24 protein-coding genes are annotated in these 25,480 nt (G+C 42.8%); 14 read left to right on the forward strand and 10 right to left on the reverse strand.

Annotated elements, in window-relative coordinates; genetic code table 11:
• Positions 1-17: 17 nt before the first annotated feature.
• The 4 genes from FHW89_RS04830 to FHW89_RS04845 all read right to left on the reverse strand — a co-directional run bounded on the left by FHW89_RS04830 (position 18) and on the right by FHW89_RS04845 (position 5,937).
• Positions 18-3,749 carry an ATP-binding protein gene (locus FHW89_RS04830; RefSeq protein WP_172333903.1) on the reverse strand — a complete coding sequence of 1,244 codons (3,732 nt, stop codon included), beginning with the start codon at positions 3,747-3,749 and terminating at the stop codon, positions 18-20.
• Positions 3,750-3,870: 121 nt separating this feature from the next.
• A complete protein-coding gene (fabD, locus tag FHW89_RS04835; protein ID WP_172333904.1) occupies positions 3,871-4,755 on the reverse strand; it encodes an ACP S-malonyltransferase in 885 nt (294 codons plus the stop codon).
• Between the two features lie 111 nt (positions 4,756-4,866).
• On the reverse strand, positions 4,867-5,511 hold the full coding sequence (folE, locus tag FHW89_RS04840) for a GTP cyclohydrolase I FolE (protein ID WP_172333905.1): 645 nt from the start codon (positions 5,509-5,511) through the stop codon (positions 4,867-4,869).
• 9 nt (positions 5,512-5,520) lie between these two features.
• Positions 5,521-5,937 (reverse strand): 6-carboxytetrahydropterin synthase, encoded by a 417-nt coding sequence (locus FHW89_RS04845; protein ID WP_172334433.1) that lies wholly within the window; start codon positions 5,935-5,937, stop codon positions 5,521-5,523.
• Between the two features lie 76 nt (positions 5,938-6,013).
• Here FHW89_RS04845 and mqnB point away from each other — a divergent pair, with 76 nt between their 5' ends.
• From mqnB to FHW89_RS04865, 4 genes are all read left to right on the forward strand, one after another.
• Positions 6,014-6,634, forward strand: coding sequence for a futalosine hydrolase (gene mqnB, locus FHW89_RS04850; protein WP_172333906.1), 621 nt, complete (start codon positions 6,014-6,016; stop codon positions 6,632-6,634).
• Between the two features lie 97 nt (positions 6,635-6,731).
• On the forward strand, positions 6,732-7,592 hold the full coding sequence (locus FHW89_RS04855) for a menaquinone biosynthesis family protein (RefSeq protein ID WP_172333907.1): 861 nt from the start codon (positions 6,732-6,734) through the stop codon (positions 7,590-7,592).
• Positions 7,593-7,907: 315 nt separating this feature from the next.
• On the forward strand, positions 7,908-8,252 hold the full coding sequence (locus tag FHW89_RS04860) for a helix-turn-helix transcriptional regulator (protein WP_172333908.1): 345 nt from the start codon (positions 7,908-7,910) through the stop codon (positions 8,250-8,252).
• Between the two features lie 26 nt (positions 8,253-8,278).
• On the forward strand, positions 8,279-8,773 hold the full coding sequence (locus FHW89_RS04865; protein ID WP_172333909.1) for an SRPBCC family protein: 495 nt from the start codon (positions 8,279-8,281) through the stop codon (positions 8,771-8,773).
• Positions 8,774-9,103: 330 nt separating this feature from the next.
• Here the strand turns inward: FHW89_RS04865 and FHW89_RS04870 are convergent, their stop codons facing one another.
• Positions 9,104-9,652: a hypothetical protein gene (locus tag FHW89_RS04870; protein WP_172333910.1), complete on the reverse strand. Its 549-nt coding sequence runs from the start codon at positions 9,650-9,652 to the stop codon at positions 9,104-9,106.
• A 28-nt stretch (positions 9,653-9,680) separates the two neighbouring features.
• On the reverse strand, positions 9,681-10,865 hold the full coding sequence (hflX, locus tag FHW89_RS04875; RefSeq protein WP_172333911.1) for a GTPase HflX: 1,185 nt from the start codon (positions 10,863-10,865) through the stop codon (positions 9,681-9,683).
• A gap of 275 nt (positions 10,866-11,140) precedes the next feature.
• On the opposite strand from hflX, the gene FHW89_RS04880 reads away from it, so the two are divergent.
• Genes FHW89_RS04880 through ruvC form a run of 4 tightly spaced genes read left to right on the forward strand, consistent with a single transcriptional unit; the run spans position 11,141 to position 16,311 of the window.
• Complete coding sequence (locus FHW89_RS04880; protein WP_172333912.1) at positions 11,141-13,075, forward strand: DUF3857 domain-containing protein; 1,935 nt, start codon at positions 11,141-11,143, stop codon at positions 13,073-13,075.
• Positions 13,076-13,081: 6 nt separating this feature from the next.
• The gene (locus FHW89_RS04885; RefSeq protein ID WP_172333913.1) at positions 13,082-15,025 is read left to right on the forward strand and encodes a DUF3857 domain-containing protein; all 1,944 of its coding nucleotides are present in this window, start codon (positions 13,082-13,084) and stop codon (positions 15,023-15,025) included.
• An 11-nt stretch (positions 15,026-15,036) separates the two neighbouring features.
• Complete coding sequence (gene aat, locus FHW89_RS04890) at positions 15,037-15,672, forward strand: leucyl/phenylalanyl-tRNA--protein transferase (RefSeq protein ID WP_172333914.1); 636 nt, start codon at positions 15,037-15,039, stop codon at positions 15,670-15,672.
• A 57-nt stretch (positions 15,673-15,729) separates the two neighbouring features.
• A complete protein-coding gene (ruvC, locus tag FHW89_RS04895; RefSeq protein WP_172333915.1) occupies positions 15,730-16,311 on the forward strand; it encodes a crossover junction endodeoxyribonuclease RuvC in 582 nt (193 codons plus the stop codon).
• 168 nt (positions 16,312-16,479) lie between these two features.
• Here ruvC and FHW89_RS04900 read toward each other — a convergent pair whose 3' ends face one another.
• The 3 genes from FHW89_RS04900 to FHW89_RS04910 all read right to left on the reverse strand — a co-directional run bounded on the left by FHW89_RS04900 (position 16,480) and on the right by FHW89_RS04910 (position 18,702).
• The gene (locus FHW89_RS04900) at positions 16,480-16,878 is read right to left on the reverse strand and encodes an HIT domain-containing protein (protein ID WP_172334434.1); all 399 of its coding nucleotides are present in this window, start codon (positions 16,876-16,878) and stop codon (positions 16,480-16,482) included.
• A gap of 143 nt (positions 16,879-17,021) precedes the next feature.
• Positions 17,022-17,495 (reverse strand): transcription elongation factor GreA, encoded by a 474-nt coding sequence (gene greA / locus FHW89_RS04905; RefSeq protein ID WP_172333916.1) that lies wholly within the window; start codon positions 17,493-17,495, stop codon positions 17,022-17,024.
• A gap of 283 nt (positions 17,496-17,778) precedes the next feature.
• Positions 17,779-18,702: an NAD(P)-dependent oxidoreductase gene (locus FHW89_RS04910; RefSeq protein WP_253952173.1), complete on the reverse strand. Its 924-nt coding sequence runs from the start codon at positions 18,700-18,702 to the stop codon at positions 17,779-17,781.
• A 346-nt stretch (positions 18,703-19,048) separates the two neighbouring features.
• On the opposite strand from FHW89_RS04910, the gene FHW89_RS04915 reads away from it, so the two are divergent.
• Together FHW89_RS04915 and FHW89_RS04920 are read left to right on the forward strand one after the other, a co-directional pair.
• Positions 19,049-19,765: a hypothetical protein gene (locus tag FHW89_RS04915; RefSeq protein ID WP_172333918.1), complete on the forward strand. Its 717-nt coding sequence runs from the start codon at positions 19,049-19,051 to the stop codon at positions 19,763-19,765.
• A 373-nt stretch (positions 19,766-20,138) separates the two neighbouring features.
• Positions 20,139-20,702, forward strand: coding sequence for a hypothetical protein (locus FHW89_RS04920; RefSeq protein WP_172333919.1), 564 nt, complete (start codon positions 20,139-20,141; stop codon positions 20,700-20,702).
• 426 nt (positions 20,703-21,128) lie between these two features.
• On the opposite strand, the gene rsmA is transcribed toward FHW89_RS04920, so the two are convergent.
• Positions 21,129-21,917, reverse strand: a complete 789-nt coding sequence (gene rsmA / locus FHW89_RS04925) for a 16S rRNA (adenine(1518)-N(6)/adenine(1519)-N(6))-dimethyltransferase RsmA (protein ID WP_172333920.1) — start codon at positions 21,915-21,917, stop codon at positions 21,129-21,131.
• Positions 21,918-22,149: 232 nt separating this feature from the next.
• Here rsmA and pdxA point away from each other — a divergent pair, with 232 nt between their 5' ends.
• The 4 genes from pdxA to rpmF all read left to right on the forward strand — a co-directional run bounded on the left by pdxA (position 22,150) and on the right by rpmF (position 25,475).
• Positions 22,150-23,205, forward strand: coding sequence for a 4-hydroxythreonine-4-phosphate dehydrogenase PdxA (pdxA, locus tag FHW89_RS04930; protein WP_172333921.1), 1,056 nt, complete (start codon positions 22,150-22,152; stop codon positions 23,203-23,205).
• Between the two features lie 81 nt (positions 23,206-23,286).
• Positions 23,287-24,471, forward strand: a complete 1,185-nt coding sequence (locus FHW89_RS04935) for a DUF5009 domain-containing protein (RefSeq protein ID WP_172333922.1) — start codon at positions 23,287-23,289, stop codon at positions 24,469-24,471.
• 272 nt (positions 24,472-24,743) lie between these two features.
• Positions 24,744-25,268 carry a DUF177 domain-containing protein gene (locus FHW89_RS04940; protein WP_172333923.1) on the forward strand — a complete coding sequence of 175 codons (525 nt, stop codon included), beginning with the start codon at positions 24,744-24,746 and terminating at the stop codon, positions 25,266-25,268.
• A gap of 15 nt (positions 25,269-25,283) precedes the next feature.
• The gene (gene rpmF, locus FHW89_RS04945) at positions 25,284-25,475 is read left to right on the forward strand and encodes a 50S ribosomal protein L32 (protein ID WP_076373869.1); all 192 of its coding nucleotides are present in this window, start codon (positions 25,284-25,286) and stop codon (positions 25,473-25,475) included.
• The last annotated feature ends 5 nt before the right edge of the window (positions 25,476-25,480 follow it).

The following is a 25,480-nucleotide window of genomic DNA, read 5'->3' on the forward strand; positions in this document are numbered from 1 at the left end:
CGCCTTTAAGCTTTCACCTAAACTGCGGCCGGGAAACTCAGATAAAAAGAGGTACCGCTGCCCGTGGTGGTTTCGAACCAGATCTTGCCATTGGCATTTTCGATGGAGTTTTTAACAAATGCCAATCCCAAGCCTGTGCCCGAGCTTTTGGTGGTAAAGTTGGGTTCAAATATTTTTTCGCGCATGTTTTCGGGGATTCCGTTACCATTATCTTTAATGGTGAGCAGCACATTTTTACTGGTGATGAGGTAATTGATATCGATAACTCCCTGTCTGTCTGGCGGGGTTGCTTCAATGGCATTTTTGAGCAGGTTGTTAAAACAGCGCAGCAACTGGTCTCGGTCGGCATTGATCATGAATGGAGTTTCCGGGGGCTGGTAAGCAATAAGAATATTATCCATTTGCTTAAAAATGGTAACCGCCTGCCCCAGCATTTCAAAAATATTGATCTGCTCAATTCGGGTATCGGGCATTTTGGCAAAGGCCGAAAACTCCGAAGCAATAGAAGACAGACTTTCAATCTGTTCAACAAATGATTTACTAAAACGCTCAAACTTCTGATCAAATTTAGGATCCTTATCCTTCCATGATTTATCAAGCAATTGCAAGCCCAATTTTAAAGGGGTTAGCGGGTTTTTAATTTCATGGGCAACCTGTTTGGCCATTTCACGCCAGGCGCTTTCCCTTTCGGACTGAGCCAGGCGGTGTGCGCTGTTCTCCAATGCCGATATCATTTTATTGTATTCAGATATCAATGCCCCGATCTCGTCATTACGCGCCCATTTGATATGTTCGTTCTTTTTACCGTAGATGGTTTTACTTAAACTTTCCTGTATAAAGTTTAGGGGCGCTGTAATTTGCCGGGCAATAATCACCGCGAAAAACCCGATGGCCAAAAACACTACTGCGTATACATTGATCATTACATTTAATAAGGAGCTGATACGTTCGCGATAATCCGCCTCGTTCGAAAAATAGGGCAGCTGGATATAAGCTATGGTTTTATTTGAGCTGATAATGGGCGCGTAAGCCGCTTTATAGCTTAAGCCGCCTATTTTTTCCTCATTCACAAACTCCGATTTCTGCAGCTTGCTCAGGTAAATAAAAGCTTTGGCATTCATCCTTTTGGATGTTAACCCGTACTCATAAATTTTAGGCTGCGTAGTTACCAGCGGTACCCCGTTGGTATCAAATAAGGTAAGATCTGTTGAATAATTATTGGCCAGCTCATTAAAACTCACCTGGCTTTCTTCATTAACGTTATATATATATTTATTGAACAGGCCGCTTTCAAAAGCTGTAACTATACGGGTTATCTTATCGCGAATCATTTTGTCCTGTTGGGTATGGTATTGTGTGCTGATGGATACGAAGGTGATAAAACCTACCATCATTAGCGTGACCATTACAGCAAACACCATCGAAAACTGGATACGGGTACGATACAGTATCCTATCGAAGTTTATTTTAAAACCCCATTTTAATTCATGCTCATTAATGCTCCAGATCCTGATACGCATCCTTAACCAGCGGATGGTTAAAATAACCGCGCTAAACAATAACAGCACAACAAAAAAGAAGGTTATAGAAGTGATGCCGGTATATAAAGGGTTCTCCTCCCTGCTTACTACTATTAAATTACGGTTACTGGGCTTATATATTAAATGACTATAAGTTGCAAAACTATCATACCACTCGGCGTTATTACTACGAGTGGTTTTAATGATATACTTTTTTATAACTCCCTGAAACTCGGCATTATCAAGCGTATAAACATAGTTACCCTTTTGGCTCAGCAGCTTATTATCAATATAAAACGCATAGGAATAATCTTTAAATTCATCTTCTGGTTTTATATGCCCGTCAACCAACAGCTCCGGGAAAGTGCCTGATGGCTGCAGAGGTTTTGATTTTAATTCGATGACCAGGGTACCTAATTGCTTTCCGCCATAATTAACCGGTAAAATGGCAAAGTAATTTTGAAACCCGAACGATTCATTCTCCCGGTAAAAATAATCTGATACCTTAAAGGAGCTGTATAATACCAGATCTTTAAATACATTTAAAGCATAGTTATCATCCGTTAAGGGTTGCTCTAACTGGTTATACTCATGTACTTTAAATTCATACTTCGATAAATAGCCATCAAAATATAATTTCTGAAAACGGGTTTTCAGGAAATCCTTATTGCGTACAGCATTCGGGTTAAAGTATGCCTTAATAGCGGTATCGGCGATGATCTGTCCTTCTATTTTTTTGAAAATATAATCGGCGGTCGCATCGTCCGGAACTTCGAGCTTCTGAACAAGCGCTTTACGCGTTTCCCGTTCCTTTACATTTTCAAACTGATTAAGCTTAATAGCCGAGATAAGCGCGCATATTAATATAATGGTCAAAAGCGTTGTGCCATTAAGTCGCTCTTTATGAAATAAATGTCCGTAGGCCCTGATAACAACCAAAATACACCACAAAAGATAGAACGATGTATACTCCCGGTACAAGGCAAAAATTATGGTTGTTACAACTACGCTCAGCAATAGCAGGAATAACTGATGCGAACGCGGTACTAATAACCTGAGACAAATAGAAAGAACGATCTCATCAATAATATAGAATATCAGGAAACTGAAACACAGCATCAACACGCCAAGCAAGCTAAAACCCGACAGACTCAATACGTTATTTACATTAAAACTTATTTTTGAATTGATGATCAATCCATAAAACAGGTTCAGCAACAACGTTGAGCTCGCAATAAGTATGAGTATACCGGCAATAACAATGAAATAGCCAGCCACCTTCCCGGGTATAACCGTAAATAACCTTCGCCTCTGCAGATATATAAAGGTAACAAACCAGCATATGCACATGATATTGATACAAAAATCGCCCAGGGAAGGATATACTACACTGGATGCATAAAATATGGGGTTAAATACCGACAGGGTATAGGCAAAATCGGGTAGGTTGTAATGCAGATTAATATATCTGAACAATACTATAAACGCTGCCAGTAATATGATGGATAACACCGCGTAGCCTTTGAGTGCAATATAGCTGCATACCCTGTGCATCAACATGCACAGCACCATAACGGTTAATATCCAGAACGCCAGCTCATAATAAACAAAGGCATAATTAATGCTATTGGCCTTTAACTTTATAGAAAATAAATAATGATGGTTGCTGCTATGTACCTCGTAAACATTGTTATCGGCAAAATCAGCAATTTCAATATTGTTATATTTAACCAGATCTTTATCAAAGGTGTTTTGCAGATACTGGTTCTCAAATGCGTAGTTGATCTTTATCGGGATAAAAAAAATGACGGAAAAATCGCCTTTGGTTTTTCTTATCGCTTCATAATAGCCATTGGGTTGCTTAATAAAGGAGTGGCCCTCTTTTATAGCCCCAAAATTGTCGGGAATAACCCTTATACCACTCCAAAACCGTAAATTATTGTTTTGCAGTGTAATAAAAGGTATACGGTTGTTAACCGTAATTTCATTAATATCATTAAGGGCATCCTGCTCATTATCGGGCAGGTATTTAAACAGCCTGAGATTCAGCTTACTGTTGATCAGTGCATTTACATAAGCTTCTTTTTTATGCAGGTTTTCTTCCAGCGTGGTGCCGGCTTTTACCAGGTTGTTTACAGGCGTATACGCTTTTTGAACAATAATGGCCGTAGCTAATAAACTAAGGCCTATTAAGGTAAGCAACAAGCGTATTTTTCCTGCGGTAGTCAAATTTGCTGTATGTTTTAGTTAGTATCAAGTAATTGGTATCAAGTATCAAGACTTTTACTGATTCTAAATCTGTATTTAAGAGGTCTTGATACTTGATACTAATTACCCGATACCAAAATATTTATTGTAAAACCGCGCTACTGGTAGGCACCGCCACATCTACCTTTTTTACCAGTCCCTGCAGCACTTTGCCCGGTCCTACTTCGGTAAACGATGTGGCTCCATCTTCCAGCATATGTTTTACGGTTTGCGTCCATCTCACCGGCCCGGTAAGCTGGGCTATTAAATTTTGTTTTATGGATGCCGTATCTGTGTAAGGTTTGGCATCAATATTTTGGTAAACAGGGCAAACAGGGTCTTTGATCTCGGTGGCCACAATAGCAGCCTCAAGCTCCACTCTTGCCGATTCCATCAGCGGTGAATGAAAAGCGCCGCCAACTTTAAGCTTCAGCGCTCTTTTTGCTCCTGCTGCCAATAGTTTTTCGCAGGCTTCGTCAATACCTTCAATACTACCCGAAATTACCAGCTGCCCGGGACAGTTATAATTAGCGGTAACCACTACACCAGCTGCCCGTTGGCAAACATCTTCTACTGTAAAATCATCCAGACCCAAAATAGCGGCCATGGTTGATGGCTGCAGCTCACAGGCTTTTTGCATAGCATTGGCACGTGCGGCCACTAAACGTAAACCATCTTCAAATGATAAAGCCCCTGCGGCTACCAATGCAGAAAACTCACCCAGTGAGTGACCGGCAACCATTTCGGGTTTAAAATCATCACCTAAAACCGCGGCTAAAATAACCGAATGTAAAAAAATGGCCGGTTGGGTAACATTGGTTTGCACCAGGTCATCGGCGGTGCCATCAAACATCACATCGGTGATACGGAACCCTAATATCTCATTAGCTTTTTCAAATAATGCACGGGCCTTTTCTGATTGTTCATACAGATCTTTACCCATACCTGGAAACTGGGAACCCTGTCCCGGAAAAATATATGCTTTCATTTTTTATTTCGGATGTCGGATGTTCGAATTCGGATTTACTATCCAGCTCCGGTCTCCTGTTTTTATCTTCTCTTGGTTCTTGATTCTTATCTCTTGCTTCTCATCCCAGGCTTAACCCAATTTGGCTGATATCAAATTTAAAAATTCGGTACGGGTTTTCTCTTTTAAAAACTCGCCGGTAAATGCCGATGTGGTAGTTACCGAGTTTTGTTTTTGTACACCGCGCATGCTCATGCATAGGTGGCGGCATTCAATAACAACACCTACGCCAATTGGGTTCAGGGTATCCTGTATACAATCCCGTATCTCGTTGGTCAATCGTTCCTGCACCTGCAGGCGGCGGGCAAAAACATCAACAATGCGCGGTATTTTGCTCAAACCAACCACATAACCATTGGGTATGTAGGCAATATGCGCTTTACCAAAAAAAGGCAGCATATGGTGCTCGCACATGGAGTATACTTCTATATCTTTTACAATTACCATCTGGCTGTAGTCCTCTTTAAACATGGCCGAGTTCAGGATCTCTTTAGCATCCAGATCATAACCGTGGGTAAGATACAGCATAGCTTTAGCCATACGCTCAGGTGTTTTTAACAAACCTTCGCGCTCAGGGTTTTCACCAATTTGCTTTAAAACGTCGAGGTAGTTGCCAGAAAGGTTTTTGATCAAAGAGGGGTTATAACGGTCAACCTTGGTATAGCCATCCAGATCGTCATCATCATCGCGATGAGGGAGGTTCTCTTTATCTATCATTTTATCAAATTATCCGCCAAAGTATTCGGCAGAGTTGTTTTCGGTTTCATACAATTTAACCGAGTGTAAAAAAACACCCTCATACGCTTCAATAGGCGCTTTAAGCTGGTTAAATATCTCAATGCATAGTAATTCTGTTGATGCCATTTTACCTTCCATAAAAGGCACATCCTTATTAATGTTCTTATGATCGAGCTTTTCGATCACATACTCGTTAATAATACCTTTAAGCTCTTTCAGGTCAATAAGATAGCCTGTAGCATGCGTAACCTCGCCTTTTACGGTTACAAACAGGTTGTAGTTGTGCCCATGCCAGTTGGGATTGGCGCATTTGCCAAACACCTCAAAATTTTTTTCAGCGCTCCATTCCTCACGGTACATCCGGTGAGCGGCATTAAAATGTTCCTTGCGCGTAATATGTATCATCATAATATTCGTGGGTGCAAATATACAAAACAAAAATAGCCGAGTTGTTTTATCTTAGCACTCAAAAAAATGCAATATGCTCATATTAATTGTAGCAGCCACCTCTTTTGAGGTTGAACCTTTAGTAAATCGTTTCGGAAATAAGCTTGATGTATTGATAACCGGCGCCGGCATGGTGCCCACCGCCTTTGCCCTGGGCCGGCAGTTTAATATGCACAAGTACGACCTGGTGATTAACCTGGGTATCGCGGGCAGTTTCGACCGCGAAATTACCCCGGGCTACGTGGTTGAAATTACCGAAGATACCTTTGCCGAAACAGGTGCCGAGGACGACCAGGAGTTTATCCCCATCACCACTCTGGGCTTTGGCGAAAACACCTTTAAGCCAACTACTACCCTGGAGCAGGTGTGCAGCAGCCTTTACCTGGCTAAAGCAAAGGCCATTACCGTAAATACCGTTCATGGCAATGAGGAATCAATCCAAAAAATACAGCGAAGGCTGAACCCGCAGATAGAGACCATGGAAGGCGCCGCCTTTTTTTATGGCTGCCGCCAGTTCAATACGCCCTGCCTGCAGATCAGGTCAGTGTCAAATTATGTAGAAAAACGTAACCGCGACAACTGGGACATACAACTTGCCATTAAAAATCTGAATAACTTTGCCATCGAACTGGTTAGCCGGATCATTAATAATTAAATTGAGGTGTGAGAAGTTAGTGTGAGTGACAGAGACAGATTGATCTGATAGCTTCATTCTTCGCACTCGCTCTTCGCACCTGCAACACGCACTTACCATGAAACTAACACTCGGCTTTTCGCCATGCCCCAACGATACTTTTATTTTCGACGCGCTGATACACCATAAAATTGATACCGAAGGCCTGGAGTTTGAGGTTTTTTATGATGATGTGGAAACCCTGAACCAGAAAGCCTTTCGCGGCGAACTGGATGTAACCAAATTAAGCTATCATGCCTTCGCCTACGTAGCCGATAAATATGTACTGCTCGACTCAGGCAGTGCACTGGGCTACGGTGTTGGACCAATGCTGATTTGCAAGGACCATCCCGAACAACTCCACACACAACTCACCACTCTCAACTCACCACTCACCATCGGTATTCCCGGCAAATACACCACCGCCAACTTTTTATTGAGCTATGCTTTTCCTAATGCTACCAATAAAGTGGAGCTGGTATTCTCTGACATTGAAAATGCTGTGCTGGAAGGCCGCGTTGATGTGGGGCTCATCATCCACGAAAACCGTTTCACCTACCAGGATAAAGGTTTAAAAAAGATCCTTGACCTGGGCGATTACTGGGAAAAACAAACCGGTTGCGCCATACCTTTGGGAGGCATTGTAGCCAATCGTGATTTACCAGTTGATGTACAGCATAAACTGAACCGGGTACTGCGCAAATCTGTTGAGTTTGCCTTTGCCAATCCAAAATCTGGTTTGGAATTTATCCGTTCTCACGCCCAGGAAATGAGCGAAGAGGTGATGTACAAACACATTGAACTTTACGTAAATAAATACTCCATTGATTTGGGCGAAGAAGGGCGCAAAGCCATTAATCTGCTTTTTGATACGGCGCTCAAAAACAATACAATCCCAGCTATAGAAGAAGAATTGTTTTTGAGCCCCCTAACCCCCTGAAGGGGGAATTTTACCTGCAAATAAATGGCCTGTAATCCTGAGCTCGTCGAAGGATTGCGCGCAGAGGCCTACCCAACGTGCTCCTCCACGCGTCATTGCGAGGCATGAAGCAATCCCTAACTATACAGAGCCGCTCTGCTAATCGGGGATTGCCACGCCGCGCTCACAACGACGCGCTTTTTATCACCCGCCACTTGCTATGTAAGCAACCCTTACTTCGTCTTTCCATTTTCCTTCTTCAAAAAAAAATTTCAAATAAAATTTGCGTAAGTAAATACTTACATATATATTTGAGTAAGCAAATGCTTACATATCATGACAAGTACCAGAAGAGATGTATTCCAGGCCATAGCCGACCCCACCCGCCGCCAGATCATTAACCTGATCATGCAGCAGCCCCTGAACCTGAATGCCATTGCCGACAATTTTGAGGTAAGCAGGCCCGCCATATCTCAACATATCAAAATCCTCATTGAATGTGGCTTGATAGATGTTAAAAAGAACGGTCGGGAAAGGTATTGTGAAGTGAGGCTTGAACCCTTGAACGAGGTGGCGCAATGGATAGAACCATACCGCCGGAGCCTGGAAGAACGGTTTAACAAAATGGATGACCTGCTGGCACGTATGCAAAAGGAAAATAAATCAAATGATAAAAAATAAAGAAGCACCAATTAAAAATTAAAAAAATGGAAAAGAATAAAACAACCATCGCAGCCGTACCCGGCAAACAGGAAATTTTCATCACCCGGGAATTTGAGGCTCCACGCGAGCTCGTGTTTAAAGCATATACCGACCCTGAATTACTGTTACAATGGTTGGGCGGCCAATGCGACCTCACCATGCGGATAGAAAAATTTGAAGCCAAAGCAGGCGGCTCCTATCGTTATATCCATACCGATCCGGCCGGAAATGAATATGGCTTTCATGGAGTTTGCCATGAAAGTACCGCCCCCGAGCGCATTATCCAAACATTTGAGTTTGAAGGCTTACCAGAAGCAGGGCATGTAGCACTGGAAACTACAAAATTTGAAGCCTTACCCAATAACCGGACAAGGGTAGTTACACAATCCGTATTTCAATCAGTTGCTGATCGCGACGGCATGCTGCAATCGGGCATGGAGCAAGGCGTCCAGGACTCGCACGCACGCCTGGAGGAATTGCTGGTAACTGTTACCGCCTAAAATTAGATATATGTCATTGCGAGCGCAGCGCGGCAATCTCGTAGAATACAAGTTACCTTACATTATTCGCGATTGCTTCGTCGTTCTTCCTCGCAATGGCATAAAGTAGATTCATCGAGCCTAAAACCATCTGCCAAATGACCTTAAATCACTTTATCTTTAACAAAGCAGAATATTGTATCTTGTAGGTGTTAAAAAAATGCAGCTATTTTGTTATCCATCAGGATTCCACGAGAGGGGTGGACATCACGCTTACAACCTGTTATATTGGATGCCGAAATAAATTCGGCATCACTTTTTTACCCTCGGGAGCTATAATCTGGCAAGTAACTATTTTCTGAAATTGAAATTATAAGCAATTCTTAAACCGGCCACTGCTACAGTGGTGCTGCCGCTTGTACGGCTCCACTTTAAAACGCTGCCACTCAAATCAAACTCTACGTTATTTTGATTATCAAAGGGGATCTGATAACCTATAGCCAATAGACCGCCGCTGCTGGATCTGTCGGCATTAATGATCCCTAAAACTCCGGCACTTGCAAACCATTGTTGCGTAAAATAATATTTGCCGCTAAGTGCAAGGCTAATTCCGCCCAGATCGCCACGGGTATAGGTGCTATAACCCTGGTAACCCTCATGAATAATGGCCCCATCGCCTTTTATCTGCTTAGCGCCTATTGCGGGCACCAGCGCAAATCTATTGCCCAGGCGTATATTACCCTGCAGGCTTACATCAGCCCCGGTACTGTAACCTGATGCAAATGGCACATTAACACCGGCGCCCAGGCCAATACCGCTGTGTGCCTGTGCATTTACACGTGCATGCATAAGCATCATAATACAGGCTAATATGGCTAATGCAAAACTCTTGCCCATCATTAGTTTTTAAAGATCACTATACCGGTTCTCAATACAACAACTGGTCATACGGGTACCTTTCGGTATGTATGGCCTTTACTTCGTTATACAACAAATCCCGAAACTCGTCGACATTTTCCTTTTTGGTAGCCGATATAAATATCGCCGGACTATTATTCTTCGCCATCCAGCTATGTTTAAAATCCTCTAAAGTAAGCGGTTCTGTTTGCGGTTCAATCTGGTGTTCTTCGGGCCTAAAAGCATCTATTTTATTAAACACCGTGATCATTCGTTTATCAATAGCGCCAATATCTTTCAGGGTTTCATTAACGGTACGTATCTGATCCTCAAAATTAGGGTGCGATACATCCACCACATGCACCAGGATATCGGCCTCGCGTACTTCATCAAGCGTCGATTTAAAGCACTCTACCAAATGGTGAGGCAGTTTACGGATAAAACCAACCGTATCCGATAACAGGAAAGGCACATTTTCAATTACCACTTTCCTCACGGTAGTATCTAGCGTAGCGAACAGCTTATTCTCAGCAAACACATCTGATTTGGATATCATGTTCATGATGGTTGATTTACCTACGTTGGTATAACCCACCAAGGCGGCACGCACCATCTGGTTACGGTTTTTGCGCTGTGTTTCGTTCTGTTTATCGATCTGCTTTAGTCTTTCTTTCAGCAATGCTATTTTATTCAGGATCAAACGCCTGTCGGTCTCTATCTGTGATTCACCCGGGCCACGCATACCAATACCACCCTTCTGGCGCTCTAAATGTGTCCATAAACGGGTAAGGCGGGGCAGTAAATATTGCAGTTGGGCCAGCTCAACCTGGGTTTTGGCTTGTGCGGTTTGCGCCCGGTTGGCAAAAATATCCAGTATCAGGTTATTCCGGTCGAGGATCTTTACCCCCAGCTCCCGCTCGATATTACGCAGTTGCGATGGTGATAGTTCATCGTCAAAAACCACCATATCAATCTCTTCTTCTATAACAAAAGCTTTAATATCTTCCAGCTTACCCGAGCCTACAAAAGTTGCCCTGTCGGGGCGTTGTAGCTTTTGGGTAAAGCTCTTCACGGTTTCGCCACCGGCTGTTGCCACTAAAAATTCCAGCTCTTCTAAGTATTCTTTTTCCTGTTCTTCGGTTTCGTGCGGTGTCATTACACCAACCAGAACAGCTTTTTCCTGCTTCACAGCAGTATCGTAAAATTTTTGCTTCATTAATTATTGTATATCAATCCAAATGCCAGTTTAACTCATAGCATATATCAGGGCAAATACCCCGTTTACTGATGCCAAAATTACAGTAAAGTAATATATAAATTACTATTGTTATTTACTATACGCGCCAGCCTTTCAAATCATTACATATTTACCAGTTATACCTTTTAATCAAAAGGCAAATGGATACAATTAAATATATTAAATTGTTTTTTTTATTTTCATTTTATTAAATTGCTGCAACTTATTTGTAACGACGATTTAAACCTTAGCACATGAACAAGATCTTTACCCTACTCCTTTTAGGGTGTATGGCAGTTGCTGCCCAAGCGCAAACACACGCGCCTGTACCCACCGCACAAGCATTTGGCAAAGTTGATAAAGCTGATCTGGACCTTAAAGCCTGCGAATTTGAAAAGGATGCCAATGCCGAAATCCTTTTTGATAAAGCCGAGGTTTACTTTGACCAAACCTATAATATTGTGACCGAAAGGCATAAACGCATCAAAGTATTTAACGACAATGGCAAATCGGAAGCCAACATCCGTATAGAATATTACAGCGCCAACCATCTTCAATATATTACCGGCCTGCAGGCCCAAACCATCAACCCAGCCAGCGGTGCGCCTGAAATTATAAAAGTTGATAAGAAGCAGATATTTACTGAAGTGATGGACAAATACCGCTCGGCCATGGTATTTTCTTTCCCTAACGTAAAACCAGGCTCCATCCTGGAGTATAAATACCGCTTAACATCTGCTTCTATTGGCGATTTCCCGGATTGGTATTTTCAGAGCGATCTGCCTACACGCTACAGCGAGCTAAGCACCAATGTACCTGATGTTTTATATTATAAACAACTGGTTAACGTGCACTCGCCTTACGTTGTAGATAAAACCAATTCAAGCAACGCGCATATCCAGGCCCTGGCTAATATACCATCATTAAAGGACGAACCTTTTATGAATTCCCGTAATGATAACTCAGAACGTATCCTGTTTCAACTATTAAGTATTAAACCAACCAATGGCTTTACACATACTTACCAGGATACCTGGAAAAAGGTTGGCGAAAATAAGTCTGAAGATGAAGATTTTGGCGGCCAGATAAACCGCAAACTTGCCGGCGAAGAAGCAATTATTGCCAAAGCCAAAAGCATGAAAACCGATGACGATAAGATAGCCTATTTATTTAACGAGGTTAAAAACACCCTTAAATGGAACGACTCCTATGCCCGTTACACCAATGACGGCACCGTAAAAGCCTGGGAAAAAAAGATAGGCAACTCCACCGAAATTAATCTTATACTCACCCATTTGCTCAAAAAATCGGGTATCAAGGTATATCCTATGCTGGTAAGTACCCGCAGTAATGGCCGCGTTAATCCGGCTTATCCAAGTTTTTACCAGTTTAATACCTCGGTAGCCTATATTCCTGTAGATAGCAATAAATACTACGTGCTTGATGCTACCAACAAGTACAATATCTACAACCAGGTACCCAATACCTATCTGAACTCGTTTGGCTTGTATATCAATAAGGACGACCAGGTTTATGACCTCGCCTTTTTAGATGATAAAATTCCCGTTAGACAGGTTGTACTCATCAATGCCGAAATAAAACCTGAAGGCAAAATGAGCGGAACTGCCGATATCAGTAGCTTTGCTTATAACCGTATTAACTGCATCAAGAAGTACAAAACCGATGGCGAAAAAAAATACATCGATTATTTGCGTAACGATAACAATAGTATGAAGATAGCAGCTGTTAAGTTCGAGAATATGGAGGTTGACACGTTGCCGCTACAACAAAAAATGGACTTTAACCTGGATCTTACTGGGGCCGATGAGAACTATATTTACTTTAACTCCAACCTGTTCACCGATCTTAAAACCAATCCATTCCTGAACGAAAACCGGGTTACCGATATCGACTTTGGCTATCGCGACAACTACGCTATAACAGGCATATTTAAACTGCCCGCCGGTTATAAAATTGACGCCATGCCTAAAAGCATCACCATGATGATCCCAGATAAAAGCATTGTTTTTAAGCGCATTGTGGCCGAGCAGGATGGCTCTATCATGATCAGGCTCAATGTTGATTTTAAACAATCACTGTACTTTAAAGAGAACTACCCGGAGTTTCATGAATTCTGTAAAAAAATGTACGAAATGTTGAATGAACAGGTAGTACTTAAAAAAGGCTGATAAATCATGTTTATAAAAAAATATCACAGGCTGCTACTAATCCTGGCAGCCTTATGCACAATATATAGCCACAGCTACGGCCAGGATAAAAACATCCCTAAAGATCTGTACGTGGCCGCAACCATACCCGATTCGTTAAAAGAGGATGCCAATGTGGTAATTCGGTACGAAGCACGTGAAACCATAGTAAAGGAAGCAGGCAGGCAAACAACCAAAGAGCACAGTATTGTAACCGTACTCAATGACAAAGGCGATGATGATGCTATCTTTATGTTGCCTTACAACAAAAAATACGACTCGTACAGCGGCATCGAAATAAACATTTATAATGCTGCCGGCCTCCTGATTAAAAAATATCATAAAAGTGATATGTACGATGGCTCGGCAGCTGATGACGAAACCATGGTAACAGATCAGCGCTATTTGGCTATCAAGCATGCTATAGCCAGCTATCCAACAACTATCGAAATTCAGTATGAAGAAAACGAAAGCAGTTTTATTGGCCTGAACAGCTGGTATGTGCAGGATAAAATGGAGCAAGCTGTACAAAACGAATACTGTAAGATCTCGGTAAACCCCTCTGTTGGTTTCCGGTACCAGGCCAGCAATACCAATATTAAACCTGTTAAAGGCAATGCCGACGGCTTGGATACCTATACCTGGACGGCTAAAAACCTTAAGGCCATTAAAAAACAGGAACATGTTTTAAGCTGGACCATCATCCCCAGGATCAACTTCGCGGTAAACACCTTTAACTGCTACGGCTATCCCGGCGATTTTACCAGCTGGCAATCATTCGGCAACTGGATCAAATCATTAAATGACGATGTTTCTTCCCTTAGCCCCGAACGCATAGCCCAGATAAAACAGATGACCGATACCATCAAAACCGATAAAGAGAAAGCCCGCTTTTTGTATAATTATATGCAAAAAAGCATGCGTTATGTTGGTATCCAGTTAGGCATCGGGGGCTTCAAGCCATTCCCTGCTACCTTTGTTGATCAAAAGAAATACGGTGATTGCAAGGCGCTTTCCAACTATATGCGTGCCCTGCTCAGCGCGGTAAATATCCCATCAAATTATGCTATTATCCGGGCTGGCTACAATGCTGAACCCGCCAGCCTGGCCTTTCCCAGTAATTCATTTAACCATGCCATATTGTGTATCCCTTTTAAAAATGATACCACCTGGCTGGAGTGTACCAGCAGTACAACCGCGTTTGGCAAACTGGGGCCCTTTACCGAAAATCGCAATGCCCTGTTGATCACAAACGAAGGCGGCAAACTGGTAAATACGCCCCGTAGCGCCCCCGAGGATAACCAGCTGAACAGCCAGGTACACCTGGTACTGGATGCCGATGGCGGAGCCAAAGCCCACATCAGTATTTTAAGCAGCGGCGAGTATCGTAGCATGTTTGTTGATGTGCTACCCACCTACAAAGCCGACGAACAAAAGGAGTATCTGTTAAAACACCTGGATATAAAGCAACCCTCGGTTTTTACCTTTAAGCCTGCCGATGATGCAAAAGGCTTTAAAGAAATAAGTATTGACCTGGAGTACGATAAGTTTTGTGACATTGCCACCGGCGACAAGCAATTCTATCGCCCAATGGCCTTTTTGCTTTGGGATGTTACCCTGCCGGCCGAAGAGAAAAGAAAAAGCAATTACTATTTCCCGGCGCCGGTTGCTAAAACCTGCGTAACCACTATCGATCTTCCAACCGGTTTTGAGATGGAAACGCTCCCCACCGATCAAAGTCTAAAGTTTACCTACGGCAGTTACGAGGTAAAATATAAATATGATGCCGCCAAAAACCAGGTGATCAGTACAGCTAAGTTCAACCTGACCAACCAGCTGATCCCAGCCGCCAAATACACCGAAATGCAGGTTTATATGGATGCCGTAGCCAAAGCGCAAAATAAAAAACTGGTGATCCGCCGCAAAGCTTAAATTTGCGCCTGATGATATTCAGGCTCGATAAACGTTTAGTATTTCCTGAGCCCGATCTGGCAGAACCAGACGGGCTTTTGGCTGTTGGTGGCGACCTTTCCACCCAACGTCTGCTGCTGGCCTATCAAAATGGGATTTTCCCCTGGTATAGTGATGATACCCCTATCCTCTGGTATTCGCCGCATGAACGTTTTGTGCTTTATCCGCAGGAACTTAATATATCCCGGTCCATGCGCCGGGTACTTAACTCGGGTAGGTTTAGGGTTACTGCCGATACTTGTTTCAACGAAGTGATCGCGGCCTGCTCCACCGTTCCGCGCGAGGGACAGGATGGCACCTGGATCACCGCCGGTATGAAAGCGGCTTATAACCAACTTCATGCCGAAGGTTATGCCCACTCGGTTGAAGTTTGGCAAAACGACGAATTGGTTGGCGGTATTTACGGCGTAAAGGTAGGCGATGTTTTTTGCGGCGAAAGCATGTTTAGCAAATTAAGCAACGCCTCCAAAACGGCGCTGATACATGTATGCCAAAGTGGCTTATACAAACTGGTAGATTGCCAGGTACATACCGATCATATGGAATCAATGGGCGCACGCATGATCAGCAGGGCGGAGTATATGGCCATTTTAAACCCCGAAAATTAAAAAAGCTTTCGGCCTTAAGCCTTCCGCTTTTAGCTACTATATAGTTACCTTTGAAACGTGCAGCAAGCAAATACCAAAGAACGTATCATTTTAGGCATCGACCCCGGAACGGCCGTAATGGGCTACGGCCTGGTGAAAGAAACCGGACCAAAAATTGAACTCATTGCCCTGGGTGTAGTGAAAATGGAGAAGCTGGATGACCATATGCTCAAGCTGCAGCGCATATTCGAAAAAACAGTAGCCCTTATTGATAATTACAAACCCGATTGCCTGGCCATCGAAGCTCCTTTCTATGGCAAAAACATACAAGTGATGCTTAAACTGGGCAGAGCGCAGGGTGTAGCCATGGCTGCCGCCTTAACGCGCAATATCGATATTACCGAATACGCGCCACGTAAAATAAAGCAATCCATCACAGGTAATGGCAACGCCACTAAAGAACAGGTAGCCGCCATGCTGCAAACCCTACTAAAGTTTAGCGAAACCCCCGATTTTCTGGATGCTACCGACGGCCTGGCCGTTGCCGTTTGTCATTCTTTCCAACGCATATCCACGGGCAGCAGCAAAACCGGCAGCAAAAAATCATACTCCGGCTGGGATACGTTTGTAAAGGATAATGCGAAGAGGATTATGAAGTAGATGCGCGGATGATGATCTTCCTACAATATAAAAGTTTGTCATCCTGAGCGGAGCGAAGGATCTAATCTACAGCATGTAAATCGGCGAATAGATTCTTCACTTCGTTCAAGAGATCGTTCTTCGCTTCGCTCAGAATGACAATGGTTTTTTATCTGCACATCAATTCCCTTAATCCCTTAGCGCCGCTTTGATCTTTTCTTTGGTAGCGCTCAGTTCTTCGGAGGTAAAGCTAAGCTTTGGGCGGGCAAAGTTCATGTCGTCAACCCGGTTCATGGGTATCAGGTGGATATGGGCATGGGGTACTTCCAACCCGATCACCGCGACACCAACCTTTTTACAGGGGATAGCCTTTTTTAGCGCTGTGGCCACAATTTTCGCAAAAATGTGCAGCCCGGTGTAGGTTTCATCATCCAGGTCAAATATATAATCAACCTCTTTTTTGGGTATCACCAGCACATGCCCTTCGGCCAGCGGACTAATATCCAAAAAAGCCAAAAACTCATTACTTTCAGCTACTACATGCGCAGGTATTTCGCCTGCTATTATTTTTGAAAAAATGCTCATGATTGGTGCGTGGTTTATTAAGTAAGTGGTTGAAATGGTTAATTAAGTTTTAGCAGTTAAAAAATCCTGATAATCCCTTAATCAGAAAAATCAAGGTTCAGACAACTTCATCAACCACTCACCCAATCAACCATTCACCAATGAACTTATCTGCTAATTTCCAGTATCTCAAATTCAATTACACCTGCAGGAACAGTGATCTCGGCAGTTTCGCCAACTTTTTTACCCAGCAGACCTTTAGCTATAGGTGATGTTACCGATATTTTACCGGCTTTCATATCAGCTTCGCTTTCTGATACCAGCTGGTAGCTCATGGTAGCTCCGTTTTTAATATTTTTGATCTTTACTACAGATAAAGCCAGCACTTTTGATACATCCAGTTTTGACTCATCAAGCAAGCGCGCATTGGCCAGGGTTTCCTGCATCTGTGCTATTTTAGCTTCGTGCAAACCCTGCGCTTCTTTAGCAGCATCGTATTCGGCGTTCTCAGAAAGGTCACCTTTATCCCGGGCTTCGGCTATAGCTCTTGATATATCCGCACGTCCGGTTGTTTTTAATTTTTGTAATTCTTCTTTTAATTTCTCTAAACCATCTTTGGTAAAGTATGATACCTCTGCCATAACAATAAATTATTTAATGTTCACTTCGTTGGTCATTCAAAAAAAACCGCCCCCCTTGTTTTAAGAAGGACGCAATGACTCTAAAAACAAACAAGACTACATGGGCCCGAGCCTACATAGTCTTGCTTTTGTATTTAACGAAGATAAGTTATTTAAATTTTAATATCCAAATTTTTTTACCGGCACCAATGGTTAATTAGTCCATAGTCGATGGACCATAGACCATGACCATAAAGAATCATACGTTTTCTTTTACTATGGACCATGGACTATCGACCATCGACTAAAAAGCCACCAGCTTCTCGGCCATTACCTCGCTTATTTTGCGGTACGAGTCAAATGTCCAGCCTGCTACATGCGGACTTAGCAGTACCCTGCCGCTTTGACGCAGCTCATCAAACCACACCTGCTCGGCCAGGGCCGGGAATTTTTCTACCTCCAGCACATCCAGCCCGGCACCCAGTATTTTGCCTTGTTTAATAGCATTCAGCACAGCGCTCACTTTGGCGGTTTTACCACGCGAGGTATTCAGAAAAAATATCGGTTTTTTAAAATGGAACAAGTATTCATCATCCACCAATCCATTGGTTTCGGGCGTAAGCGGTATATGCAGACTCAACACATCGCTATGTTTCACGATGTCTTCCATACTTACTTCGCGAGCATAACGATCGCTAAAGCCGGTCTTGTACTTATCATAAGCAATCACCTCTACCTGGAAACCCGATAGCTTGCGGGCAAAGCTATGCCCCATATGGCCATAACCAATAATCCCCACGGTTTTGCCTTTAAGTTCAAAGCCGCGATTAGCTTCTCGTTGCCAGCTGCCGCCGCGTATTTCAGCATCACCTTTATTTAAATTGTTCATTAAGGATAACAACAAACCAATGGCATGTTCGCCAACGGCGTCTGAATTGCCCTCGGGCGCGTTGATGAGGCTGATACCTTTTTCGGCCGCATAGGCTTCGTCAATATTATCCATCCCGGCACCGGCACGGGCTACAAAGCGCAGATTGGCCCCGGCATCTATCACATGTTTATCAACCCTGAATTTGGAACGGATCACCAGTCCGGCATAATCGCCTATGATCTGCAGTGCTTCGTCGGCTTTGATCAGGGGTTGATAATCGCATTGGTAACCTTTGGCGGTGGCCATCTCCATAAATATGGGATGCACATCGTCAACTATAAGAATGTTATTTTTCAATTTCGAAATATTAGGAAAGGGCAAATTTACAAAACCTACCATTATTCACCATCAGCTATTTATGGTACGATAGATTTTTACAGTTTGGATATAATTGCAAGGCACATGGAGCATGCTGTATTTTGAACGCCGGTAATGGCTCACCCCGACATCGCTTCGCGCATAGAGGGAATTTCTTAACCCTCTTTCCGCCGCAGGCGAAGAGAGGGTGGTCCAGCGAAGTGTAGACCGTGAGTCGACTCTGCATCATCCGATCTTGCACTCGCTACAATCCACAGCGCAAGTAAACCGGGCGAGTCAATTTCCCCTCATTTAAATATATTTGTTTAGCAGCAATCAATATTTTATGGAAAACTTACAAAAACAGGTTAAAGCATTAAAAATATACTCAGGCATGTTAACCCTGCTGGTATTGGTATTAATAGTGACAGCTTTCAGACAGACTGCCAGCATCAACGAACATTTTAAACACATCACCGCCGAACGTATCGATATTGTTGATGCCAATGGCCAGATCCGCATGGCTATTAGTAATCACGATCGTCAGCACCCCGGAACCATTGGCGGCAAAGAACTACCTAAACGCGACCGCCCAGCCGGTATGATATTTTTTAATGACGATGGCGATGAATGCGGCGGGCTGGTGTACGATGGCAATAAAAAAAGCGCCGGTATGACCTATTCCGTCGATCAGTATCAGAACGACCAGATCATGCAGATCCAATACAGCCAGGATAAGGATACCGACGGCTTGAAACGCAGCTATGGTTTAAAACTGTGGGATAAGTACGACAACTTTCCATCGGCTAAGGTAGTGGCCTATGTTGATTCATTAAAGCAATTGAATAATGCTGCTGCCTACGCTGCCGGTATCAAAAAACTGCAACAACCAGGGGTATTAACCGCCGAACGGCTTTTTGTGGGCAAAAATACCAAAGGCGAAGTAGGCTTGTTTTTGCGTGATGATAAAGGCAGGCCCCGCCTCCGAATTTATATCAACCAGCAAAACCAACCCGTTATAGAAACGCTAAATGATAAAGGCCAGGTAGTGGCATCGAAATAAGACAATGAATTGAACGCTGTATTGCGAAGTACGGAGCAAGAGCCTCACCCAACCCTCTCCATCCCGATAGCTATCGGGAAAGAGCGCTTTAATTTTTTTTAAGTCTCCCCTTTGTGGAGATCCGATAGCTATTTGATTAGAGGGACTCTTACTTCGTACCCTCCCAATGACGTGTGAATTAAAAAGCGCAGACCAATAGTCGGCTCTGTAATCTCACTTCCAGAAAAATTGCAGCGACTATTTAAGTTACCTGCCATTTTGAACAATTTTAAAAACTGGCACGGGAATGGCTTTATAAGTCTGGAGTTGTGAGTATTAAGCATGGAGTTTTTTCCTGCAACTCAATACCCACAACTTAAAACTAATTACAGAGATGAAATTAATCAAGATAAAAAAACTGGGTACCGATATAAAACATCAGGCCGAAAAACTAGCCGACAACGGTTTTAAGCAGATATTTAATCATATTGACCAATTTAAGATTAAAAAAGGGGTTGATAAACTGGGGCTGGATAAATTTATAAATCAGTGCGCGCTAATGGCCGCGGGCTCGGGTGCTGTTGCCGGCAGCGGTGGCATGGTTACGCTGATAGCCGGTTTACCTCTTGATTTTGCCAACCTCATTACGCAACAATTTAGGGTAACTATGGCCATTATGTATTATAACAAGGGTAGTTATCAAATGGAATTTAACGAATTCATGGGCCTGGTAGCTACCTCGTTGCGGGTAGAGGCCGGAGTAGCCATATCCAAAACCATGATGGAGGGCATTGCCGAAAAATTCCTGATGGTACTGGGTACCCGTACCGCCGAAAGAATGGTACCCGTAGTGGGCGCTGTAATTGGCGGCACAGCCAACTACCTGTTCATTAAACGCATGGCCGAGATGGTCAAAAAAATGCAGGATACCCCGGTGGTTATACCGATAGCCCCCTAACCCCCTGAAGGCGGAACTTTTGGCAATATCATTATTTAGGGCTACTCCGTAGGAGTAAAAGCTTTGTAGAAAACAAACAATAAGCATTTAGCATGCCGTAGGTATGCAACTTAAGGTTGTAGTACCTATGGTTCCCCGGAACTTCAAAATCCGACAAAATTGGTGTATATTTAAATACACAACAGGCCTGCTTTCTTTTTTAAGGGAGCAGGCCTGTTCAGTTAAGAAACAAAAGCCCCCGAGCATCCTATTTTGAATACAACTAATTAATACTTCTTAAAGCTTTTAAAACACGTCAAAATCGGGCTGAAATTTGTTAAAAAGCGATGAAATAGAATTTTTCAGCACTTTTTTGAATCCATTTTTCCAGTTTTTGATCAAAAATTTGTTAAAATCCGGGGTTTAAAAGGTTTTTTTGAAAAGAAATTACTGAGTACTCCGCCCTGTCGCCACCTCATTGGTGAGCTTTACAAAATCGGCAACGGTGAGCCGCTCGGCGCGCAGATCGAGGGTTGTATTCCCTGCCATCTGTTCTTTGTTGATTAATGATGATATGGCATTGCGCAGCGTTTTGCGGCGCTGGTTAAAACCCGCTTTGACAATTTGCCAGAAAAGCTTTTCATCGCAGTCCAGGGCTTCAGCGCTATTTCTTGTGAGCCTGATCACTGCCGAAAGCACCTTGGGTGGTGGATTAAACACGCCGGCTTTCACGGTAAACAAGTATTCTACCTTATAATAGGCCTGCAAAAAAACGCTCAGAATACCATATTCCTTGCTACCGGCTTTGGCGGTACAGCGTTCGGCTACTTCCTTTTGGAACATGCCCACCACCTCAACCACTTGCTGGCGGTTATCGAGCACTTTAAATAATATCTGGGAAGAAATATTATACGGGAAATTGCCAATAATAGCCAGCGGACCATTAAATACGCCTTTAAAATCCATCTCCAGAAAATCGGCATTAATAAGGCGGCTACCTAAATGGGGGTATTTTTTTTGCAGAAACTGGTATGATTCCTCGTCAATGTCGATCAGGGATACTTCGTATTCGGTCTTCTGCAATAAAAAGTCAGACAGGATACCCATACCCGGGCCAACTTCCAGCACGTGTTGATAACGGCCATCGGGTTTCAGGCTGTCCACAATTTTGGCAGCGATATTTTTATCTGTCAGAAAATGTTGCCCTAAATGTTTTTTTGCCCTTACCAACGTCATTATTAATCAAATATTTGAGCAAATTAAGGCATATTTGTGCTTTATTCGGGAACTATAAGCTTAAAATCTTTTATTTGCAGTAAAAAAGTCGGGTAAAAGCTGAAAGGTTAAGGGTAAAAGGTAACGCCTGGACCGTAAATTATAAAAAAAAATAATCACAGATCAGCATCAGTGAAATCACTCCAAAAACCGGTGAAATCCTGTAATGATCAGTGTAATCATACATAATAACATGAGCGAAAAAATTAAAGTAGGGATAAGCATAGGTGATGTAAATGGCATAGGATTAGAAATAATTATAAAAACACTGGCAGATGCCCGCATTTACGATTATTGTACCCCCATTGTATACGGGCATACCAAGGTAGCCTCGTTTCACCGCCGCGCAACCCAGGTTAATGAGCTTAATTTTCATGTTATTAATGATCCGTCACAAGCGCAGGCAAAAAAGCCTAATATGATCAATTGCTGGGAAGAGGATGTAAAGATAGAGATGGGCCAGGTGACCGAGGCTGGTGGCAAATATGCCTTCATTTCCCTGGAACGTGCTACTTTTGATCTGAAAGAGGGATATATCGATGCCCTAATCACGGCGCCTATCAATAAAGATAATATACAAAACCACCAGTTTAACTTCCCAGGCCATACAGAATACCTGCAACAACGCGACGGCGCTGCCGAATCATTAATGTTTTTAGTGAGCGATACCTTGAGGGTTGGTGTAGTTACCGGGCATATTCCCATCAGTAAAGTAGCCTCAAGTATTACCGGCGAAAAAATACTGGCTAAGCTTAAGCTGATGAACCATAGTTTGCAGAATGATTTCTGGATCCGCAAACCAAAAATCGCGGTGCTGGGTCTTAATCCTCATGCCAGCGATAATGGTCTGATTGGCAGCGAAGAAAAAGAAGTGATCATCCCAGCTATTGAAGAGGCCCGCAACAACGATATAATGGCCTTTGGCCCCTACTCAGCCGATGGTTTTTTTGCCAATGGAACATATTTGCAATTTGATGCCGTGCTGGCCATGTATCATGACCAGGGACTTATTCCTTTTAAGCAAATAGCTTTTGAATCGGGAGTTAATTTTACCGCAGGTTTAAATTTTGTACGCACCTCTCCAGATCATGGCACCGCGTATGATATAGCCGGTAAAAATCAGGCTTCGGAGATATCATTCCGCGAGGCCCTTTTCACAGCCATACATATAGTAAAACACCGCCGCGAAACGCTGGAATTGAACGAAAATCCGCTGGTATTTACTAAGCTGAGCCGCGACAGGGACTAAAATATGGTCTGTAATAATAATGTTTCAATTTAATTAACGTTAGATTAAAACATTTGCTTAGTTATCGCATTTACCACTTTAATGAATGATTTTTTTAGTCGAGTCCGATCCATTGACGCTTTTCGTGCGGTAACCATGTTCCTGATGATATTTGTGAATGACCTCGACGGTATTCCAAATACACCCAACTGGCTCAAGCATGCGGGCGAAAACGTTGATGCTTTAGGCTTAGCCGATACTATTTTCCCTGCGTTTCTATTTATCGTGGGCTTATCTATACCCTTCGCATTTCAAAACCGGCTTAAAAAAGGCGATTATAAACTGCTTTGGCGTATTGCCACCCGCTCTTTCGCCCTGGTATTCATTGGCTTTTATCATGCCAACATGGAAACCTACAACGAGGTTACTACCCTGCTGCCCAAGCCCGTTTGGGAAAGCCTGGTTACGTTTAGCTTCTTTTTTATCTTTTTAGATTATGGTAAAGATACCTCCAATCTTAAACGGTATATTTTACAAGGATTTGGCATAGCCTTGCTCCTGGCCATGTCTATCCTCTACAAAACCAGCGATCCGGGGCATACCTGGCTACATTTTACCTGGTGGGGTATCCTGGGGCTGATAGGCTGGGCGTACCTACTTTGCGCGCTGATCTATTATTACTCCGGAGGATATCTCTGGATCCAGGCAGCGGCATGGATATTCTTCATGTTCTTTAACATCGATTTTCACTTCGGCTTTTTGAATTTCCTGGCTCCTCTGCAAAAATATGTTTGGATAGCAGGCAACGGCGCTATGCAGGCTTTTACTATGGCCGGGGTGTTTGTATCGGTATTGTATATGCGACTTAAGGCTAATAACGAGCTTAAGTTATTGTGGGCCGCCCTGCTCATGATTGCCATTATCATGTTTAATATGGGCTTTATTGTACGTTATTTTAGCGGTGGTATTTCCAAAGCACGCGATACCCCTTCATGGGTACTCATTTGTACGGGTATCAGCTTAATCATGTACGCTATTTTTATTTACGTGGTTGATTTTAAGCATAAATACAACTGGTTCAAGATCATTGAGCCGGCCGGCACCAATACGTTTACCTGTTATATTGTACCGTTTTTATTTTACCCTATGTATGAAATGAGCAACCTGGGCTATCCGGAATACCTGAGCCAGGGCACCGGTGGATTGATCAAATGTATCCTGTTCGCATTTGTAATGGTTTGGCTCACCGGTTTGCTGGATAAGATCAACATCAGGCTGAAAATATAATTGGAGGTGAAAGGATAAAGACAAAAGGCGAAAGTAAATAGCAGCTTTAAGCCTTTGGCTTTGCGCTTTAAGCTTAAAAATGGCTCTTTAATTTTCAAATACCAAAACGGTATTTGGTTTATATTATGCCCTCTTTTTGATAATTAGCCTTGTACATTAAAGTATTATCTTTACCTTTAATAATTAGTGTTATAATTTACCACTAATCAAATTAAAAAAACAGTTTTCAGTTATGGGATTTTTCCATACATTTGCGGGCTAATTGTTGCTCATTGAAATCGCTTAGAACATATTCGATTCCTTTTACAGGGCTTAAACTGGGAAAACACCAGTTTGAATACACTGTTGACGATGCTTTTTTTGACGAGTTTGATTACTCGCTTGTGAAAAAAGCCAATCTGCAGTGCCGGGTAGAATTGGATAAACAGGAAACAATGCTGATACTGGATTTTCATATCAGCGGCACGGTTAACGCCAATTGCGACAAGTGTTTGGCCCAGTATTTACAACCGCTGAACATCACCGAGCAGCAGATCGCTAAGTTTAGCGATGAAGTGATTGACGAAGATGATGAGATCATCACCCTGAATAAAAATGATCATGAGATCAATATAGCGGGGTTAATATATGAATACATAAATGTTGCCATGCCATTTATATCGGTGTGCAGCAATGAGGGTAACACCTCCTATTGTGATAAAGAGATGCTCGAAAAGTTAAATAACCTTTCGGGAAATGACGAACAAAATGAGCAGACAGACCCACGGTGGGACGTGCTCAGAAAAATAAATAAATAATAAAAAAGCAGGATCATGCCACATCCAAAACGTAAAATATCCAAATCAAGAAGAGATAAGCGTAGAACACACTACAAAGCTGAAGCTCCAACTTTAACTACCTGCCAAACTACAGGTGCCGTGCATTTACCGCACAGAGCTTATACTGTTGATGGTAACGTTTACTACAACGGTAAATTACTGATAGAGAAAGCAGCAGTAGCCTAAGTTTA

This window comes from Mucilaginibacter sp. SG564, from assembly GCF_013149275.1.
Classification (GTDB): Bacteria; Bacteroidota; Bacteroidia; order Sphingobacteriales; family Sphingobacteriaceae; genus Mucilaginibacter.

What these genes read in the sequence shown, in the direction of transcription:
- FHW89_RS04880 (WP_172333912.1), top strand. Translation starts at nt 11,141, where the DNA reads ATGAACAAGATCTTTACCCTACTCCTTTTAGGGTGTATGGCAGTTGCT.
- FHW89_RS04920 (WP_172333919.1), top strand. Translation starts at nt 20,139, where the DNA reads ATGAAATTAATCAAGATAAAAAAACTGGGTACCGATATAAAACATCAG.
- rsmA (WP_172333920.1), bottom strand. Translation starts at nt 21,917, where the DNA reads ATGACGTTGGTAAGGGCAAAAAAACATTTAGGGCAACATTTTCTGACA.
- FHW89_RS04855 (WP_172333907.1), top strand. Translation starts at nt 6,732, where the DNA reads ATGAAACTAACACTCGGCTTTTCGCCATGCCCCAACGATACTTTTATT.
- folE (WP_172333905.1), bottom strand. Translation starts at nt 5,511, where the DNA reads ATGATAGATAAAGAGAACCTCCCTCATCGCGATGATGATGACGATCTG.
- pdxA (WP_172333921.1), top strand. Translation starts at nt 22,150, where the DNA reads ATGAGCGAAAAAATTAAAGTAGGGATAAGCATAGGTGATGTAAATGGC.
- FHW89_RS04845 (WP_172334433.1), bottom strand. Translation starts at nt 5,937, where the DNA reads ATGATACATATTACGCGCAAGGAACATTTTAATGCCGCTCACCGGATG.
- FHW89_RS04860 (WP_172333908.1), top strand. Translation starts at nt 7,908, where the DNA reads ATGACAAGTACCAGAAGAGATGTATTCCAGGCCATAGCCGACCCCACC.
- rpmF (WP_076373869.1), top strand. Translation starts at nt 25,284, where the DNA reads ATGCCACATCCAAAACGTAAAATATCCAAATCAAGAAGAGATAAGCGT.
- hflX (WP_172333911.1), bottom strand. Translation starts at nt 10,865, where the DNA reads ATGAAGCAAAAATTTTACGATACTGCTGTGAAGCAGGAAAAAGCTGTT.
- FHW89_RS04885 (WP_172333913.1), top strand. Translation starts at nt 13,082, where the DNA reads ATGTTTATAAAAAAATATCACAGGCTGCTACTAATCCTGGCAGCCTTA.
- fabD (WP_172333904.1), bottom strand. Translation starts at nt 4,755, where the DNA reads ATGAAAGCATATATTTTTCCGGGACAGGGTTCCCAGTTTCCAGGTATG.
- greA (WP_172333916.1), bottom strand. Translation starts at nt 17,495, where the DNA reads ATGGCAGAGGTATCATACTTTACCAAAGATGGTTTAGAGAAATTAAAA.
- mqnB (WP_172333906.1), top strand. Translation starts at nt 6,014, where the DNA reads ATGCTCATATTAATTGTAGCAGCCACCTCTTTTGAGGTTGAACCTTTA.
- FHW89_RS04865 (WP_172333909.1), top strand. Translation starts at nt 8,279, where the DNA reads ATGGAAAAGAATAAAACAACCATCGCAGCCGTACCCGGCAAACAGGAA.
- FHW89_RS04870 (WP_172333910.1), bottom strand. Translation starts at nt 9,652, where the DNA reads ATGATGGGCAAGAGTTTTGCATTAGCCATATTAGCCTGTATTATGATG.
- aat (WP_172333914.1), top strand. Translation starts at nt 15,037, where the DNA reads ATGATATTCAGGCTCGATAAACGTTTAGTATTTCCTGAGCCCGATCTG.
- FHW89_RS04915 (WP_172333918.1), top strand. Translation starts at nt 19,049, where the DNA reads ATGGAAAACTTACAAAAACAGGTTAAAGCATTAAAAATATACTCAGGC.
- FHW89_RS04935 (WP_172333922.1), top strand. Translation starts at nt 23,287, where the DNA reads ATGAATGATTTTTTTAGTCGAGTCCGATCCATTGACGCTTTTCGTGCG.